The organism is Mesorhizobium sp. P2_A12 (genome assembly GCF_056405075.1).
In genome coordinates this window covers 145,340-160,781 of record NZ_JBFUCU010000015.1, presented here as the reverse complement: position 1 = coordinate 160,781, position 15,442 = coordinate 145,340, and the positions used below count along the sequence as shown (strand labels likewise).

The window sequence follows — 15,442 nt, the reverse complement described above, 5'->3', positions numbered from 1 at the left end:
AGTTAGAGCCGTTCGCCGTTTCCGTGAAACGGTGAACTGCTCTCTAGTTCCAGTAGCGGAATACCCTGCCCATTCTGTTCGGCATCATGAAGATCTCCTCGGCGCGGCGAAACCCGGCATCCCGCCCCATGCCGAGCCAAGTGTCGGCGGTTTCAGGGAAATCGGCCAGAAGCATATGCCGTTCCATGGAAGCGAATTCCTCGTCGGAAACTGTCGACCATTTGTCTCGCAGCAACGAGAAGCGGGCGAGCCAGGCGGCGCGATCTTCTCCCTCGAACAGGGCCGGCTCCCAGATGACGAACTGGCCCACGCCGCCCAAGGCCCTGCGGGCGTGCCGCATCAGCTTCGCCTTGCCCTCGGTCGGCAGATGGTGCAGCGACATGCCGATCCAGATTACGTCGACGGGTTCCGACCAGTTCGCCATCGCTTGCGCGAAATCGCCGCAGCGCAGCTCGACCGGGCATGGGAGCCCTTCGAGCGCGCGAGCGGCAAGCGCTAGCGACGCTTCCGACAGGTCGATGCCGACATAGCCGCCGATCGCGGACGTCTTCAGCATCGCGGCAGAGGCAGCGGCATCGCCGCACGCCACGTCGAGGAATCGAAACGACCCTGGTGCATGCTCAACGAGCACATCGCGCAGGAGCCCGTAGACCTCGCGGTGAAACATGAGGTTTGTGGCCACGATCCTGCGGTACGTCTCCAGCTCCTTGTTGAACATGTCCTGGGAGCCGGTAGCCTCGTTAACGGTCGCCACCGGCATGCTCTCGCTCGACGAACTGGCCATGATATCCTCCCAAGGAACGTTGACGGGGCGCCGCTACGGAGCTGCACCCTCTGCGTAGAGATGCAGGGCGCGGAAGACCGCCGTGTGGCCGGGGGTCGCAACACCGAACCTTATGCCCAATTCGTGCATGCGCCCGGACAGCCAGGCGACCTCGATTGGCTTGCCCCTTTCGAGGTCGTTGGTCATCGACGATTTTACGTGCGGTGGGAATGCGGTCCATCTGGTCACAACGCGCCCTTCGAACCCCTCGGCCATGGGATGACCGGCCGCGGCCGCGACCGCCATCCCCTCGTCGCGCAGTTGCTCGATGAAGATACGAGCCTCGGGGTCGTCGAGGATCGGACCGATCCCGGAGCGCATGAGCGACGTTCCTCCGGAAAAGGCCGCGAGTGTCACGAACTTCTCCCACAGCACGTTGTCGATGTCGGCAACCGGCTTCAGCTCAAGCCCGACAGCACGATCGCAGAGCGCCTGAAGGTCCTTGATGAGAGGCTCGCGGTGCCCGCCGACCAGGATGTGACGCAGCCCGCCAGCGTGGACGACTTCTCCCGGCTGTTTGATGAATGCGGACAAGTAGGTGGCGCCGCCAATCACCTGGTCGCCGGGAACATGGCGGCCTAGAATCTCGACGCTGTCGATGCCGTTCTGCAACGTCACGACACGCGTATCCCTGCGGATGAGCGGTCCCAGCGCTGCGGCGGCCTTCTCGCTGTCGTAGAGCTTGACCGCAAAAATCGCGAGATCGACGCGACCGATGTCGGCCGGCGCGTCGCTCGCGGACACATTGGGGAGAAAGACGTTGCCGATATCGCTTTGAATTCGCAGGCCGTCCCGGCGCATTGCCTGCAAGTGGGCACCTCGAGCGATGAAGCTGACGTCGCCCCCCGCTTCGGCGAGCCTCGCGCCGAGATAGCCGCCGATGCCGCCCGCCCCTATCATTGCGATCCGCATGCGTCCCCCCCTCGACGTCAGCTGCCGCCATGGGCCGCGCGAAGCTGGAACGGCATCCGCCGGCCCGATGTCTATTAGCATTTACTTGAATACAAGGCCAGCCGACGGGTTGGAGGTCCGACGGCAAGCGATCACGATGAGTCCTCGCCCAATAAGCCACCAAAGCCGCAGTTCTGGCAGCCGCCATGCAGATGGTTCCGACTGCGACCAGACCGGAATAGCTCGTTGAATGTCCCTCATAAAAAACCCTGGCCTCGTCCCAGGGTTTTCGCTTCAAGGATATGAGCGAGGCCGCCGTTCCCCTCGCCAGCGGGCTTCGATCGCCCGTTCACGGCAGAGTGGCGGTCAGGCCATCTTTGCCATTATCTTGGCCATATCCGCGGCGTCGAACGCCCTCAATGTCTGGGTTCTGATGTTACCTAGCGATGCGATCGATAAGGCTAGCGCGGTCGCAGCAATGTCGTCGTCGGCTTCTGCAATCGCCACGACATCATGCTGGCCAAGCGTCCACAACAAGGTGTGAACCTTGATGCCGTTCTTGCTGGCCATCGCCCTGAAGGCCTCCGCGCGCTTCTGGGTATCCTTTATGCTCTTGATACCTTGATCTGTGAAATTTGAGAGCAATACGTAGTAAGCCATTTTTTCCTCCCATTGTGGGAGCGGGCGGGCACTCACGGCGCGTCCGCCGTCTCCCGCAACGACGATAACACGAGTCAGGTGCGCGAACCACTTGGGTCAAGGATCATCGCCGTCAGGCTGGCCCACCGACGGAGAAAAGCTGCAAGCTCCCGGGAAGCCCGGCAAGTTCCGTACCGCCGCGCTCTTCAAACATCAGGCCGGAGCCAAACACGAGATCACGAACCGTCCGCGAGGCAATGATCTCGCCTGGCCGCGCATGATCGAGCAGCCGCGATGACAGCTCGATCGCCATCCCGGTGAAATCATCGCCGCGCTCCTCGCATTCGCCGGTATGGACTGCCGAGCGGACATCGAGACCGGATTGCTTCAGGCGTTGACGGATCGCGATCGCGCACTGGATCGATCGCGTCGGGCCTTGGAATACGGCGACAAATCCGCTTGCCGTGCGTCTGATCCGCCTGCCTTCGGCGCCGAGCAGATCGCTACGGATCTCTTCGGCGTGTCGCTCAATCAGATCCGTGCCGGCACCAGAGGAAGGGCCTTCTATCTCTACGGACAGCACCGACACCAGGAGCCGCTTGCCCGGCACCGCCGGCAAAGCGCCGGTGACAAAAGCCTGGATCTCGTCCACGAGGCGATCGGAATTCTCCCCCCAGATCACGTGGTCCCGGCCGGCAAGCTCGATGTATCGGGCACCTTCGATATGCGTTGCCAGGTAGCGTCCTTCTTCCCGCTTTACCCAGCGGTCGCCCGTCGTCTGAGCGATGAGCGTCGGAACGTGAATGGCCGGCAGAATGTCGCGAACGTCGATTTCGGTTCCCCAGCGCCAGAGCGCTATCGCGTCGGCGGGAGAGGCTGAATTCCTGAGGTAGGCGGCGAACCATTCTCGCTCGAAACTGTCGTTCATCAAGCTGGGCGCGGCGTTGCTCATGTCCGCCGGCTCTCCCCACTCTCTCTCGACGACTGCTAGATCTTGTTCCACCTGCTCGCTTGTTCTCGCCCAGGGGTAATCTTTCGACCATCTGCCGCTGGCATAGGCTCCGTTGAGCACGAGCGCCGCCGTGCGCTCGGGATAGGTCGCCGCGAACAGCATGCACATGGGGCCGCCCTCGGAGCTGCCGAACAGAACCGTGCGCTTCGAGCCGACCGCATCCAGCACTGCCCGCACGTCTTCCATCCGCTCTTCCATCGTCGGCAGACCGACATTGCGGTCGGACAGCCCCGTGCCGCGTTTGTCCATCCGGATAAGGCGGCAGAAGCTGCCGAGGCGCTGGAGCACGTGTGCTAGCCGCGGCGACGACCAGGAAAGGTCGAGGTTGGAGACCCATCCAGGCACATAGATCAGGTCGATCGGCCCGTCGCCGGTCACCTGATAAGCGATGTTGATCCCCGCCGATTTGACGTAGTACGTCGGCGGGCTGATGCGGTGACCTGAGAAATCCGGACGCTTATCGGCTTGGGATCGCGTCTGTAGCGAAGGTGAAACTCTGGGTGCTGGAAAAGCCGCGTCCGGTGCCATGCGGCGCGCCCGAAGGTCGTCATACAGCTTCCGGGTTTCGGGCTCGGGCTGCAAGCCGAGCTGCCGCTGCAAGGCATCGCGGCATCGCTCATACTGCTGCAGGGCGAGGTTGAGGCGGCCCTGGGCTACATAGGCCCGCATCAAGGCACGATGAATGTCTTCCCGGAGGGGTTCAAAAGCCAGCAAGCGCGTAGCCGCCCACACGCCTGATGCAGAATCGCTTGTCGCGGAATGGTATGCGACGAGCTTGTCCAGCACTGTAATGGCGATTGCCCTCAATCGCTCGCGCTCGAACCTCAGCCAGTCTTCGAACGGCTCCTCCTTGAGATCGAAGCCGTCGAGGAGGTCGCCACGATAGACAGCAAGCGCCTGCTCGAGCTGCTCGGGGGCGGAGCCCGCAGCCAGCGCCTCGAACCGCGCGACATCGAAATCGAGATCGTCGAGATTGAGGCTGATGGTGTCGCCCTCGGTGAGGAACCTCCCGCCCCCTGATGCGTGAGTGGCCTTCCTGACGGCAGACAAGGCCTGCCGCAGGTTCGTCCGGGACTGGGACTCGCTGTTGCAACCCCACAAAAGGGAAGCGAGTTTCTCGCGCGATTGCGAGCGTCCGGACTGGAGGGCCAGGTAAGCTATCATGGCACGCGCCTTGCGGCCGAGGAGCGGAACCGTCGCTGCATCGTTGGCAAAATCGAAACCACCGAGCAGACAGAGATGAGGGTGCGTCATCGAATCCGCCACAGCCATAGCTCCCACCGGCAATCATTTCCCCTACCTGCCCCTATTTCAATCGCGATTTTGCCGGCGTGACGCTTTTCACGAATTCATCACGCTGGTTCCAACGCATTTCTCACGGGCGGCGGAGGAGATTGCCCGGACGAGGCAGCCCTTGTCTCAGGAGGAGGATGCTATGCTGCACCCGAATGAGTGGCCCATCTGGCATGATGATCCCGGGCAGAACCCGCGGCTGTGGAATGCGGTTGCGCCGCAACGCCACGAAATTGCACTCGCGCGCTATCTTGAGAAGCAGCGGGCTGGCCGTGAATCAATGGTCCGCTCGTTCGATCTTCGGACCGCGACGATCCGCGCATGTGTGCTGATAGCAGATGCCGGGCGGGACTTTCTCAGGCGCTTGGTCGCTCCCGTCGGAGCGCCGAGAACTCACCGTCGCTGACCGGGTCAGCATCATTCAGCAGTCCAGCGATCCCACGCCGGAGCTGCGCAACAAAGCGCTCATGATGATGAGCAGCGACAGCGCCTGGCAGTGCCTTGTGAGCCGTCCTGTAACCAGGCCCAAGGCGTGTTCGTAGCCCCTGTCCTGCACTCCATAAAGGGCCGAAGGTCCTTGGGGATTACAAGCCTGGTGGACAGCGGCCGTCTCGATTTCCGTCTTGTGACGTCATTTGTAACGTCAGAATGGACGGAACGCGCAGCGCGCCAATGGCTTCAGCGACTTCAACGGGATGGACTGGTGCTGCGAGAGAGGATTGAACTCTGAGTTGTATTAATAAAATCAATGAGTTATGCGACGTTTTGTAACATTGTGACGGGCAATCAAATGAGCGTATCGCAGACGGAATCCGGCGCCATCAGAGGGTCAATCCGTCTCGGCCGACTAGAATCTCTCTGATTTTCGTCTTAGCTACCTTCCCATAACCGGATTTTGGCAGGTCGCTCCAAAACAGATACCGCTTTGGCAGCTTGTAGCGGGCGATCTTGTCCATCAGCCAGGAATCCATGTCCAATGTTGCGACCTCGGTGCCAGGCGCTGCAACACAAACAGCAACCCCGACTTCGCCCCAGATTGGATCGGGAACCCCCAAGACGGCCACTTCGCTGATACCGGGATGGGCAAGGATTTTCTCCTCGATCTCTCGCGGATAGATGTTCGATCCGCCGGAAATATACATGTCCGATGCCCGACCAGTTATGTAGAGGAAGCCCTCTGAATCTAGGTGACCAATGTCACCCGTGCAGAACCAGCCGTCCCGAAACGACTTCCAGTTCGCTTCCGGATTGTGGAAGTATCCAGGAAAGACGGCCGGGCCAATCACGCAAATTTCTCCCGTTTCGCCGGGCTCGAGCTCTTTGCCCTCAGGTGACCTGATGGCAACCTGCATTCCTGTTCGCTCGAAGCCGCAAGTGCCGATCCTCGCATCAGGACCGTCACCCAGTCGATGGTGATTGGGCGGGAGAACCGTGATGTTGCCTGTCACCTCGCCGAGCCCGAAATATTGGACCAGAACAGGCCCGAGCTTGGTCAGGGCGTGCTCTTGATCCGTGCGATACATCGGGGCTCCGGCATAGATCACATGGCGAAGCGATGAGTGGTCATACCGATCCACAGCAGGATGCTCGACGAGCATTTTGAGGATTGTTGGGACGGTGAAGACGTTGGTGATGCGCCACTTTTCGATCAGAGCCCACGCCGCTTCGATGTCGAAGCGATCTGTCGCCAGCAGCACTGTCTTGGCGCCTCGCGCCACCTGTGTCAGTTGGTGAACGCCTGCGCCGTGAGACAGTGGTGCTACCACGAGCGATGCGTCGTCAGCTGTCGTCCCTGGCATGAGATCGCAAAGATGGTTGGTGATGACGAACGCCATCTGGCCGTGCGTTAGAACGGCCGCCTTTGGCCGGCCTGTCGTGCCTGATGTGAATAGGAACCAGCAGGGGTCGTCTCGTTCAACTGCCACCGTTTCGACCCGCTTGCCGTCGTGCTGCGAAACGATCGTGTCGTAGTCGGGACCAAATGCGGATTCGCCTATGGATATGAAGAAGCGCAGAGGCGCGGAAGACCCCGCGCATGCGGCCTGATGGTCGGCAAACATATTGCCACAGATCATTCCTGCGGCGCCGCTTGCCTCTGCCTGGTAGGCTACTTCTTCCGGCGTCTGCCGGAAATTTGTCGGCACCCATACCGCGCCGATGCGGAAGCAGGCGAACATGGACTCGAACATCTGGTTGCAGTTTTGCGATTGCACGAGAACTCGATCGCCTTTTTTGACCCCGTAAGTTTCAGCAAGCGCGCAAGACATTGCGTCGATGCGCCGATCAATCTCCCGCCATGTCCAGCTTTTGTTCCCCCAGACGAATGCGATCTTATCGGGAAATCGGCGAGCTGCCTGGGTGACGAAGTGCGACAGGTTCATCACGCGCTTGGACACCGGTTCGATTGAACTTTCAGTCGCCCCGTTCATCGGACCCGCTCCAGGATTGAGACGTAGTTAGTGACCGCCGCACCTCCCATGTTGAAGACCCCCGCAAGACTCGCGTTGAGAACCTGCATTCCGCCGGCCTCGTTCATCAGTTGTTGTGCCGCCATCACATGCATGGAGACGCCGGTCGCGCCGAGCGGATGGCCTCTCGCCTTCAGGCCGCCAGATGGGTTCACCGGCAGCCGGCCCGAACGGTTCGCGACCCCATCGCGCACTATGCGAAAACCTTGGCCGGGCAACGCCAGACCCATCGCCTCATATTCGATCAGTTCGGCAATGGTGAAACAGTCGTGTGTCTCGACAAGATCGAGATCATCTATGGTCAACATGGAGGTCCCGAGCGCCGTTGCCCAAGCCCGCCTCGCACCGTCAAAGGCGATCGGATCGCGCCTGCTTAGCGCCATGAAGTCGTTGGCATGGCTTCTGCTGCGAAATGCGATCGCACGTGACATCCGGGCTGCTGTCCCTTCGTCCGCCACGACGATGGCTACAGCCCCGTCAGACACAAGGGAGCAATCAGTTCGCCGCAGAGGGGCGGCTACGTAAGGGTTGCGCTCCGATACCGTGTTACAGAAGTCGAAGCCCAGATCCTTGCGCATATGCGCAACCGGATTGGCGACTCCGTTGCGATGGTTCTTTGCGGCGATCAGCGCGAGTTCCTCGGATCTGTCGCCATGGCGCTGAAAATAGTTCTGCGCGATGCGCCCGAATACGCCCGCAAAACCACCTTCCACGGCTGCCTCTTCCTTGCGATAGCAGCCAGACATCAGGACATCGCCAACCTCGCTGGAAGGCAGGCCAGTCATCTTTTCAGCGCCGATCACCAGAGCGATCCGTCCGCGACCGGCCTCGATGAAATCGAGTGCACCAAAAAGAGCAGCTGAACCGGTCGCGCAGGCGTTTTCAAAGCGCACAGCAGGTGTCGCGGCAAGTCCGTGATGACTCATGCCGACCAGCGCGGCCTGGAAATCCTGACGAGAAAAGCCGTTGTTGTAGACGCCAACGAAGATGCCATCGACGTCGGCAGCCCCAATGCCCGCATGGTCGAGCGCCGGGCCAACGACCCCCGCCATCAACGTTTCGGTGTCGGGGGCGGCGGACTTCCCGAAATTGGTGTGAGCCCAACCGATCATCTCCGCTTTGGCCATAACTGTTCCTTTTGGCGCTCGACGGATGCCGTCTAATCAGCCAGTTCTTCTGATTGCGGCAAGCACTGCCGCCATGTCGGTCAGGCGCTCGCGCGCAGTTCGGGCACGGCCGAAATCTCCTTCTCGAAAGCGCGAATGCCGGCCGTGAACGATTCTATCAGTTCCTCGATTTCCGCTTCGCTGATCGTCAGCGGAGGACAGACCATCAGCCATTCTCCAAACGACCCGCCGGCAGTGCGCCGGGAGAACAGCAGTAGTCCATGGTCGCGGCAGATCATTCCTATCCGCTCGCTCGCCCGCATCTCTGCCGGGAACGGTTCCTTGGTTACCTGGTCTGCGACGATCTCCACGGCCATGTGCAGTCCAAGCCCGCGAATGTCGCCTATGATGCCGGTCTTGCCTTTGATTTTCTCCAATCGGGACCTAATCAGCGCGCCCAGGTTCCGCGCTCGCTCCATCAGACCGTCTTCCTCGACAACCTGAAGAACCATGTCGGATGCAGCGCAACTGACGGGATTAGCTGAGTAGGTATGGCCGTGCTTGAAGCCGCCCGAACGGCGGACATCGTGGACCATATCGGCTGACGCCAAGACTACACCAAGTGGGGCATACGAGCCGCTGACACCCTTTGCGAGCGTGACGATATCGGGCCGGCAATCCGGCCAATGATGACCTGCGAGAAACTTGCCCGTCCTCCCGGCGCCGCTCATGATCTCGTCGTAGATCAGCATGACGCCAAAGCGGTCGCAGATCTCCCGGATGCAGGTGGAATAGCTGTCCGGGGAAACCAGGGCTCCGGTCGACACGCCGCCGACCGGTTCGATCATGAAGGCGAGGATGGTTTCGGGGCCTTCCCTGAGGATCGTTTTTTCCAGCTGCCGCACACAGCGGTCGACGACATCCTGCTCGCTCTCGCCGGGTGGGCGCCGATACATCAACGGCGCGTCAATCTTCGGCATGTCGACAAACATCGGCCTGTAGGCTGCCGCGTAGTCAGGGTCGCCGGTAATGCCCAGAAGCGCCGTTGTCGAACCATGATAGGAAGGGATGCGGCTGATGATCTTGAAGCGTGATGCCTGACCTCGCGCCACCGCTACCTGACGGGCGAATTTGATCGCGGCCTCGTTGGCCTCCGATCCCCCGGAAACAAAGAATGCGGCACCGTAATTCCAGTCGCTCAACCGCTCTAGCCTGGCGGCCAGCCGCTCGTTGGGGTCGTTGTCCCATCTCATGCTGTGCGCGTAGATGATGCGCCCCATCTGGTCGCGCATCGCGTCCAGCACTCTGGGATGGGCATGGCCGACATTGACCGAAATGGCGCCGGACGATCCATCCAGCAGACGACGACCGGTGCTATCCCAGATATAGACGCCTTCACCGCGGACGACTTTGGGAAATTCCTTCGTGCCTTCAGGCGTGATGAAATGCTGATAGCGTAGTGTCATGAGAGTCCTCGCACGTTGCCTGCGGGGCGGGTCTTTTCAGGACCGCTAGGCAGGAAAAGAGAAACCATTGAGTGGGGAATTCGCCGTCAACAGCTTGGGGTCGGGGTCAGAACCAAACAGCATCCGATGGCGGGTAAATGCCAGGAGTTCCGCTACGTGCTCGTCATTGCGCGGATCGTCGGGGAACGCTGCGCCAAAAATCTCGTCGACATAGATGCGGGTCATGATCTCGTCAGCGAACGCACTAGTTGCGTGCCCAATAAACCGATCGAACGCTGCGGGGACCGGCTGCTTCGAATGATCCCTGGCAATGGTCGAAAGTATTTCCGCCCATTGCGCCGTCAGCCTCAGCCAGACGGCGTTGGCTTCAGCGTCCTGCCGTTTCATCTGGAACAGCGAACGAAAGAACATCCGGCGGCGGCGGAACGCTCCAACGATTTCGATGAATGTCGCCTTCATCTGAGAGAAGAGGTCGACAAATTCGTCGCCTTCGGGAATTGCCGGCGCAATGTCGACCGCGGCGAACTCCGAAAAGATCTCAAGCACCAGGTCACGTATGCCGTCGAAATGCAGGTAGAACGTCCCTGCGGCGACCTTTGCCTTGCCGGTGATCGAGCTGATTGTGAGGCTGGCAAGGTCGCTTTCCGTCAAGCAATCGAACGCGGCCCGCTTCAGTTTTGCGCGAGTCCGCGCGCTTTTCCCTTCGCCACCCGCGCCCTTGATCTGGGCATTCAGCGCGGCGACGTAGCGATCGCCCAATGCCAGATGCGGTCCGGCGGAGGAGGCTTCGTTCCGGCCTGACGGGGTTCCAGCCGGGTAGGTGTTTGGCGCGTTGTGATCCGTCATCTCTTTCCCCATCAGGACGCCGCCGCAAGCAGCGTGCGGTCAGGCAGTGCCTCCCCGACCAGCCTCTCGAATTGGCGGGCAAGCTCGGCCAGGTCGAGTGCAGCTTTCTTCTCGCCCGACAGATCCATCACAACCTTGCCGCGATGCATCATCAGCACTCGATCCGTGTGGCTGAGTGCATGACCAAGATCGTGCGTGACCATGACCGTGGTGATGTCTTGCGCACGCACAATCTCCTCGGTCACGTCAGCCACGATTTTCGCACGCTTGGGGTCGAGCGCCGACACGTGCTCATCCAGCAGCAGAACGCGCGGATTGCGGACCGCGGCCATCGCCATCGCCACCGCCTGGCGCTGCCCTCCGGAAAGAGTGCCCGTCGATTCCCCGAGCCGATCTTCCAGTCCCATGCCAAATCGCTGAAGCGCGCTTTTCGCCGCCAGCCTCACGCTATCGCGGTCATAGCGGCGAAGGCGGAAGGCCCGCTCCCTTCCCATCACGGCCAGTGCAAAATTCTCCTCGATACTGAGCGACGAAAGCACGTTGTCTATGGGGTTCTGGCGAACGAGCGCAATCTTGGATGCCCTCTGCCACGAGGGCTTCTCGCTCATGTCCTCGTCGTCGATGTGCAGGGATCCCTCATCGAGGAGCAATGTCCCCATGAGGATTGAAAGCAGGGTGGACTTACCAGCGCCGTTGGAGCCGATCAGCGCAACGTAGGAGCCCCGTGCGATATCAAGGGTCAAATCATCCAGTGCGGTGAAGACCTCCTTTTTGCCAAGGCCGGCAAAGCGCTTCGTCGCGTGGCGAAGACGTATCGCTGGTGGTGCGCCACCAATGCGTCGCTCAGAGAAGGCTGGTGACACGATCGTTCTCCAAGAATTGCACATGTTTGCGCCGACGGGCGCGCCAGCCTTCGAACCCGGAAATCGCTAGCGTGCCCTTTCCGTGGATGCGGGCTGCGATGAAGGCGAACACCAGCAGCGCGGTGATCAATCGAACGGAGTTTGGCGGAATGCCCATTCTGAGGCTGAGCGCCACGATACAGCGATAGATGATCACGCCGATGATAACGGAGGTCACCCCGACAGCGACTTTGTCGGAACGGATGACGCTGGTTCCGATCGTCAATGCTGCCAGGCCGACCACGATCACGCCGCCCTGGATAGAGACATCCATGAAACCCTGGCTTTGCGCCACCAGCGCCCCCGATGCAGCCGCCAGTGAATTGGCCAGCATAAGGCCAAGAACCTGATGCATCTCCGTGCGGATGCCGAGACTTCGAGCAGTCTGTATGTTCAGCCCACTTGCGCGTGTCGCGAGGCCGTAGCCGGTGTGCAGAAGCCAGACCAGGAACGTCGCGAAGATCAGGGTGACGGCGCCCGCCACAATTATGGAGGCCGCCTGGTTACGCAGGCCGAGATTCTCGGCCCAAGTGAACAACGTATCCACCCGGACCAGTGAGACATTGCCTGTGCCCATCACGGCGATGCTGACGGACCACGCTGCTGTGGTCATCAAAATGCCGGCGAGCAGAACGTTCATCTGAAGGATTACGTGCAGCAGCGCCGTCACAAGTCCGGCGAGCGCACCGGCACACATGCCAAGCAACAGCGAGCTGACCGGATCGACCCCCATGAGAAGGCTGCTCGCTGCAGCCGCACCACCAAGGCCGAACGAGCCTTCAAGTGTGAGATCCGGCAGGCTGAGCACGTTGATCGCGAGGTAAATACCCAGCGCCAACGGTCCATAGAGGAGCCCAATCTGGGCCCCGATCACGAGCACATCGATCAGCATCGAAATCCGCCTCAGTAGGTTTTGACTGCCGAGGTCATCATAGCCTCGGGAATCTTGAGCCCCAAGGCGCCCGCTTCGGTCTTGTTGATCTCGAAGCCAGCAATCTTGGGAATGATGACCGGTGTCGTGGCGGGGTTGGCGCCCTTTAGCACTGCCACCACAAGGTCGGCCGCCCTCATTCCAACAGTCACATAACTGTAGCTGCCAGCCAGGATCGCGCCACCCTTGACCGCATCGGACGTGCAGCCGAACACTGGAAGCTTGGCGTCCTTGGCAACCTTTAGAGCTCCGGCCATGCCCGAGATCGTTGTCGTGTCACAGGGGAACTCGATCGCCTGAACGCGCCCGACAAGCGATTGCGCTGCCTGGGTGGTTTCGCCGGCGTTGGCGATACCCGCGGTGACGTGCTTCAAACCCTTGCTTTCGATGTGCGCAACAGCGCGTGCCGCCAGCGGATCGCCCGCAGGATCACCAACCTTGTAGATCAGGCCGATAGTCTCGATCGTTGGCAGTATGCTCAGCATGCCGTCGATTTCCGATTCAACGGGAAGCGGATCCGAAACGCCGGTCATGTTGCCGCCGGGCTTTTCGAGGGACTGGACGATGCCCGCCTCGACGGGTGTCGACACGCCGACGAACACTACAGGCACAGTCTTGGTCGCCTGCTGTATGGATTGAGCCGCGGCGGTGCCAATGACCACGATGAGATCGCAGCCACCGTTGGCAAATTGCTGCGCGATCGTCTGTTGTGTTGCGGCGTCAGCCTCGGGATTCTGGATATTTTGGACGATATTTTCGCCGCCCGAAGCCTTCAGCCCATCGTGCATCCCTTTCAGGATGTCATCAATGACAGGCGCCGATGCATATCTGTTCACACAGACTGTTTTGCCAGAAAGCGCCGCATCTTCCGCTTTGGCGCCTCCCGAGCAGGCGAGAGTCAAACCTGCAACCGTCGACAGTGCGATCAGTGCCTTCATGTCAGTTCCCCATGTTCCGCCGCCTCACAGGCTGCGCTTGTCTGTTCCAATTATGAAACTGAATGCAGTTTCATAATTTGTCAACCGGCTTTCGTAAGAAAGTGCTTGGAGAGGCAGGCTTTTGCGACATTGACCTGCGAAAAAGGGGCGATGCAAGAAAGGACTTAACTCTGAGTTGTATTAATAATATCAATGACTTATGAGATGTTTTGTAACATTGTGACGACCGTCGAAATGACCGGATAGCCTGCGGAATGCCGCTGCTTTGCGAGCCGGGAAAGAAGACGTGGGCCAGCCACGCGCACAGCACGAAGCCCAGGGGCGTGATCGCAAGCGGCGGGAAACTGCGCCAGCCGCCGTCATTGCCTATCATCATACGAAACAGGCCTTGCGCCCTGTCGGCCAGCACCGCGAACAGCACGCTGATTACACCGATGCCTTGCGTTCTTAGGATCGCAGGCTTTTGGGGAAGTGCCGATCGAGCGTCCAAGCCGAACGGGCAGGCGCTGAAATCGATATTGGTGCCTAACGGCTAGGGTCCTAGCGACCTTGGGTTTGGGCGGGCGGCTGTCGAGCCCCTGAGTAGGTGGGTCGCGGGTCAGGCGCCAAGCGCCGCAATCATCGTCGGGAGATCGGCGATCGTCGTCATGTGCCCCTGCCCTGGCAGCACCGCGAGCATCGATCCGGGGATCAGCTGAGCGGTGTGCTCGCTGTGGGCGATCGGCAACGCCGCATCCAACGCGCCATGGATGATTCGGGCCGGCGCAACGATGGCGCCGGGGTCGAAGGCCCAGGGCCGTCCCTGCACCAGAGTGTCCTGCGCATAGCCAATCACTCCCTGCCGGAACGCCTCGCGCGCGGCCGCCCCTATCGCCGGGCCGGCGCGTTCGTCTGCGAGGAGGTCGGCATCGGGCTCAGCGAAGACAAAATCAGACACCGCTTCGAACCGGCTTCCGTCCGCGCCAAATTTCTCCGTGCACCAGGCGATCGCCGCAGCCTCGTCGGCTTGGCGCATCGCTTCGCCCTCGACTTGGCTGAATCCGACCCAGGCATCGCTCCAGCCCATGTCGGTAACGCCGCCGAAGACCGCCAAAGCCGAAACACGCTGCGGAAGAAGAGCCGTGCAGACGACGGCATAGGGGCCACCCGAGGAATGGCCGGCAACCATGAAGCGGTCGATGGACAGCGCATCGGCCAGCGCCGCGACGTCGGCGGGCCAGTCGGTCAGCGAACGGCCTGGGAACGATGACGATCTGCCATAGCCGGGGCGGTCGGGCGAGACGGCCCGAACCTTTCTCGCAATGAACTGCTCTTCGAGGTAGGCGAGGTGCAGTCGGCTCATCGGCGCGCCGTGGAAAAACAGAACAGTCGGCCAGCCCGGCTCGCCGATATCGGTGTAGGCAAGCGCGCGTCCGTCGCTCAGGGTGATCTGCAAGTCTTGCACAGGCGCCTCCTCCCGACCAAGATCGCTATCATTCGGGGATGCCGACCTCCGACAGGCAGATACTGCCGCGCCTCGGCAGACTACCATACCTGACGGATGGTGCCAGCCGTCGGAGGCGTCCGGGATTTTCTGGGTCCCGCGCGCTATCCGCAGGCGGTAAGTTTTTCAATCATCGCGATGATGGCTTTGGCAAAGGCTTCGCCCTCGTAGAGCAGCAACACCCCTTGCTCGCTCGGCAGCACGCCAGCCGGGCAGATCTGTTCTATGGCCATGCGAACCAATTTGAGCCAGGCCCGTTCGTTGCAAATCGTCTCTCGGGCTTCCATGCTTTCCCTTTGATCGCCGTCGCTACTCCGCCTCATCTCGAAGTGCCGTCTTGTTGGGCGACACAGGCGTCCAGTCAGTGATCGTATCGGCATCGACTGTAATCAGCCCACCAGCCTTTACCGTCACCTTTTGATAGTCCTCCTCGATGTGGCTGACCTCACCTCTAAGCTCCAACTCGTCGCCCGGTTGGGTCTTCTTTGGTGCTGGGATCAAATAGAGAAAGCCATAAGACGGAAAGTTCGGACAAAAGACCTGACCGGCATCGCGTTGCTCGCTGCTACCTCGGCAACATGTGCGAAGCGAGTTATTTGCTCATAAAGGGCGGGCTGCATGGGAATCAGTTCCGCGCAGCGCCT

At 60.7% G+C, this 15,442-nt stretch carries 14 protein-coding genes and 1 pseudogene; all 15 read right to left on the bottom strand.

Features of this window, described 5'->3' with window-relative positions:
• Positions 1–43: 43 nt before the first annotated feature.
• On the bottom strand, positions 44–784 hold the full coding sequence (locus tag AC1DZU_RS26960) for a class I SAM-dependent methyltransferase (RefSeq protein WP_477289697.1): 741 nt from the start codon (positions 782–784) through the stop codon (positions 44–46).
• Between the two features lie 33 nt (positions 785–817).
• Positions 818–1,735, bottom strand: coding sequence for a ketopantoate reductase family protein (locus tag AC1DZU_RS26955; RefSeq protein ID WP_477289696.1), 918 nt, complete (start codon positions 1,733–1,735; stop codon positions 818–820).
• Between the two features lie 345 nt (positions 1,736–2,080).
• A complete protein-coding gene (locus tag AC1DZU_RS26950; protein WP_477289695.1) occupies positions 2,081–2,374 on the bottom strand; it encodes a GYD domain-containing protein in 294 nt (97 codons plus the stop codon).
• 112 nt (positions 2,375–2,486) lie between these two features.
• Complete coding sequence (locus tag AC1DZU_RS26945; protein WP_477289694.1) at positions 2,487–4,637, bottom strand: alpha/beta fold hydrolase; 2,151 nt, start codon at positions 4,635–4,637, stop codon at positions 2,487–2,489.
• Positions 4,638–5,479: 842 nt separating this feature from the next.
• Positions 5,480–7,087: an acyl-CoA synthetase gene (locus AC1DZU_RS26940; protein WP_477289693.1), complete on the bottom strand. Its 1,608-nt coding sequence runs from the start codon at positions 7,085–7,087 to the stop codon at positions 5,480–5,482.
• Positions 7,084–8,253 carry an acetyl-CoA acetyltransferase gene (locus tag AC1DZU_RS26935; protein ID WP_477289692.1) on the bottom strand — a complete coding sequence of 390 codons (1,170 nt, stop codon included), beginning with the start codon at positions 8,251–8,253 and terminating at the stop codon, positions 7,084–7,086. Before AC1DZU_RS26935 ends, AC1DZU_RS26940 begins: the two co-directional genes overlap by 4 nt.
• An 80-nt stretch (positions 8,254–8,333) precedes the next feature.
• Positions 8,334–9,698 carry an aminotransferase family protein gene (locus AC1DZU_RS26930; protein WP_477289691.1) on the bottom strand — a complete coding sequence of 455 codons (1,365 nt, stop codon included), beginning with the start codon at positions 9,696–9,698 and terminating at the stop codon, positions 8,334–8,336.
• Between the two features lie 45 nt (positions 9,699–9,743).
• The gene (locus AC1DZU_RS26925; RefSeq protein ID WP_477289690.1) at positions 9,744–10,556 is read right to left on the bottom strand and encodes a TetR/AcrR family transcriptional regulator; all 813 of its coding nucleotides are present in this window, start codon (positions 10,554–10,556) and stop codon (positions 9,744–9,746) included.
• A complete protein-coding gene (locus AC1DZU_RS26920) occupies positions 10,556–11,407 on the bottom strand; it encodes an ABC transporter ATP-binding protein (protein ID WP_477289689.1) in 852 nt (283 codons plus the stop codon). Before AC1DZU_RS26920 ends, AC1DZU_RS26925 begins: the two co-directional genes overlap by 1 nt.
• Complete coding sequence (locus tag AC1DZU_RS26915; RefSeq protein WP_477289688.1) at positions 11,388–12,338, bottom strand: ABC transporter permease; 951 nt, start codon at positions 12,336–12,338, stop codon at positions 11,388–11,390. The genes AC1DZU_RS26920 and AC1DZU_RS26915 overlap by 20 nt, the downstream gene beginning before the upstream one ends.
• 11 nt (positions 12,339–12,349) lie before the next feature.
• The gene (locus AC1DZU_RS26910) at positions 12,350–13,315 is read right to left on the bottom strand and encodes an ABC transporter substrate-binding protein (RefSeq protein WP_477289687.1); all 966 of its coding nucleotides are present in this window, start codon (positions 13,313–13,315) and stop codon (positions 12,350–12,352) included.
• Positions 13,316–13,556: 241 nt separating this feature from the next.
• Positions 13,557–13,751, bottom strand: a pseudogene (locus AC1DZU_RS26905) (chloride channel protein); the annotation flags it as partial.
• Between the two features lie 162 nt (positions 13,752–13,913).
• A complete protein-coding gene (locus tag AC1DZU_RS26900; protein ID WP_477289686.1) occupies positions 13,914–14,759 on the bottom strand; it encodes an alpha/beta fold hydrolase in 846 nt (281 codons plus the stop codon).
• Between the two features lie 143 nt (positions 14,760–14,902).
• Positions 14,903–15,085 (bottom strand): hypothetical protein, encoded by a 183-nt coding sequence (locus tag AC1DZU_RS26895; protein ID WP_477289685.1) that lies wholly within the window; start codon positions 15,083–15,085, stop codon positions 14,903–14,905.
• A 22-nt stretch (positions 15,086–15,107) separates the two neighbouring features.
• Positions 15,108–15,299, bottom strand: coding sequence for a hypothetical protein (locus AC1DZU_RS26890; protein WP_477289684.1), 192 nt, complete (start codon positions 15,297–15,299; stop codon positions 15,108–15,110).
• Between the last annotated feature and the right edge of the window lie 143 nt (positions 15,300–15,442).

What these genes read in the sequence shown, in the direction of transcription:
- AC1DZU_RS26955 (WP_477289696.1), bottom strand. Translation starts at nt 1,735, where the DNA reads ATGCGGATCGCAATGATAGGGGCGGGCGGCATCGGCGGCTATCTCGGC.
- AC1DZU_RS26940 (WP_477289693.1), bottom strand. Translation starts at nt 7,087, where the DNA reads ATGAACGGGGCGACTGAAAGTTCAATCGAACCGGTGTCCAAGCGCGTG.
- AC1DZU_RS26910 (WP_477289687.1), bottom strand. Translation starts at nt 13,315, where the DNA reads ATGAAGGCACTGATCGCACTGTCGACGGTTGCAGGTTTGACTCTCGCC.
- AC1DZU_RS26960 (WP_477289697.1), bottom strand. Translation starts at nt 784, where the DNA reads ATGGCCAGTTCGTCGAGCGAGAGCATGCCGGTGGCGACCGTTAACGAG.
- AC1DZU_RS26915 (WP_477289688.1), bottom strand. Translation starts at nt 12,338, where the DNA reads ATGCTGATCGATGTGCTCGTGATCGGGGCCCAGATTGGGCTCCTCTAT.
- AC1DZU_RS26930 (WP_477289691.1), bottom strand. Translation starts at nt 9,698, where the DNA reads ATGACACTACGCTATCAGCATTTCATCACGCCTGAAGGCACGAAGGAA.
- AC1DZU_RS26945 (WP_477289694.1), bottom strand. Translation starts at nt 4,637, where the DNA reads ATGGCTGTGGCGGATTCGATGACGCACCCTCATCTCTGTCTGCTCGGT.
- AC1DZU_RS26895 (WP_477289685.1), bottom strand. Translation starts at nt 15,085, where the DNA reads ATGGAAGCCCGAGAGACGATTTGCAACGAACGGGCCTGGCTCAAATTG.
- AC1DZU_RS26925 (WP_477289690.1), bottom strand. Translation starts at nt 10,556, where the DNA reads ATGGGGAAAGAGATGACGGATCACAACGCGCCAAACACCTACCCGGCT.
- AC1DZU_RS26935 (WP_477289692.1), bottom strand. Translation starts at nt 8,253, where the DNA reads ATGGCCAAAGCGGAGATGATCGGTTGGGCTCACACCAATTTCGGGAAG.
- AC1DZU_RS26950 (WP_477289695.1), bottom strand. Translation starts at nt 2,374, where the DNA reads ATGGCTTACTACGTATTGCTCTCAAATTTCACAGATCAAGGTATCAAG.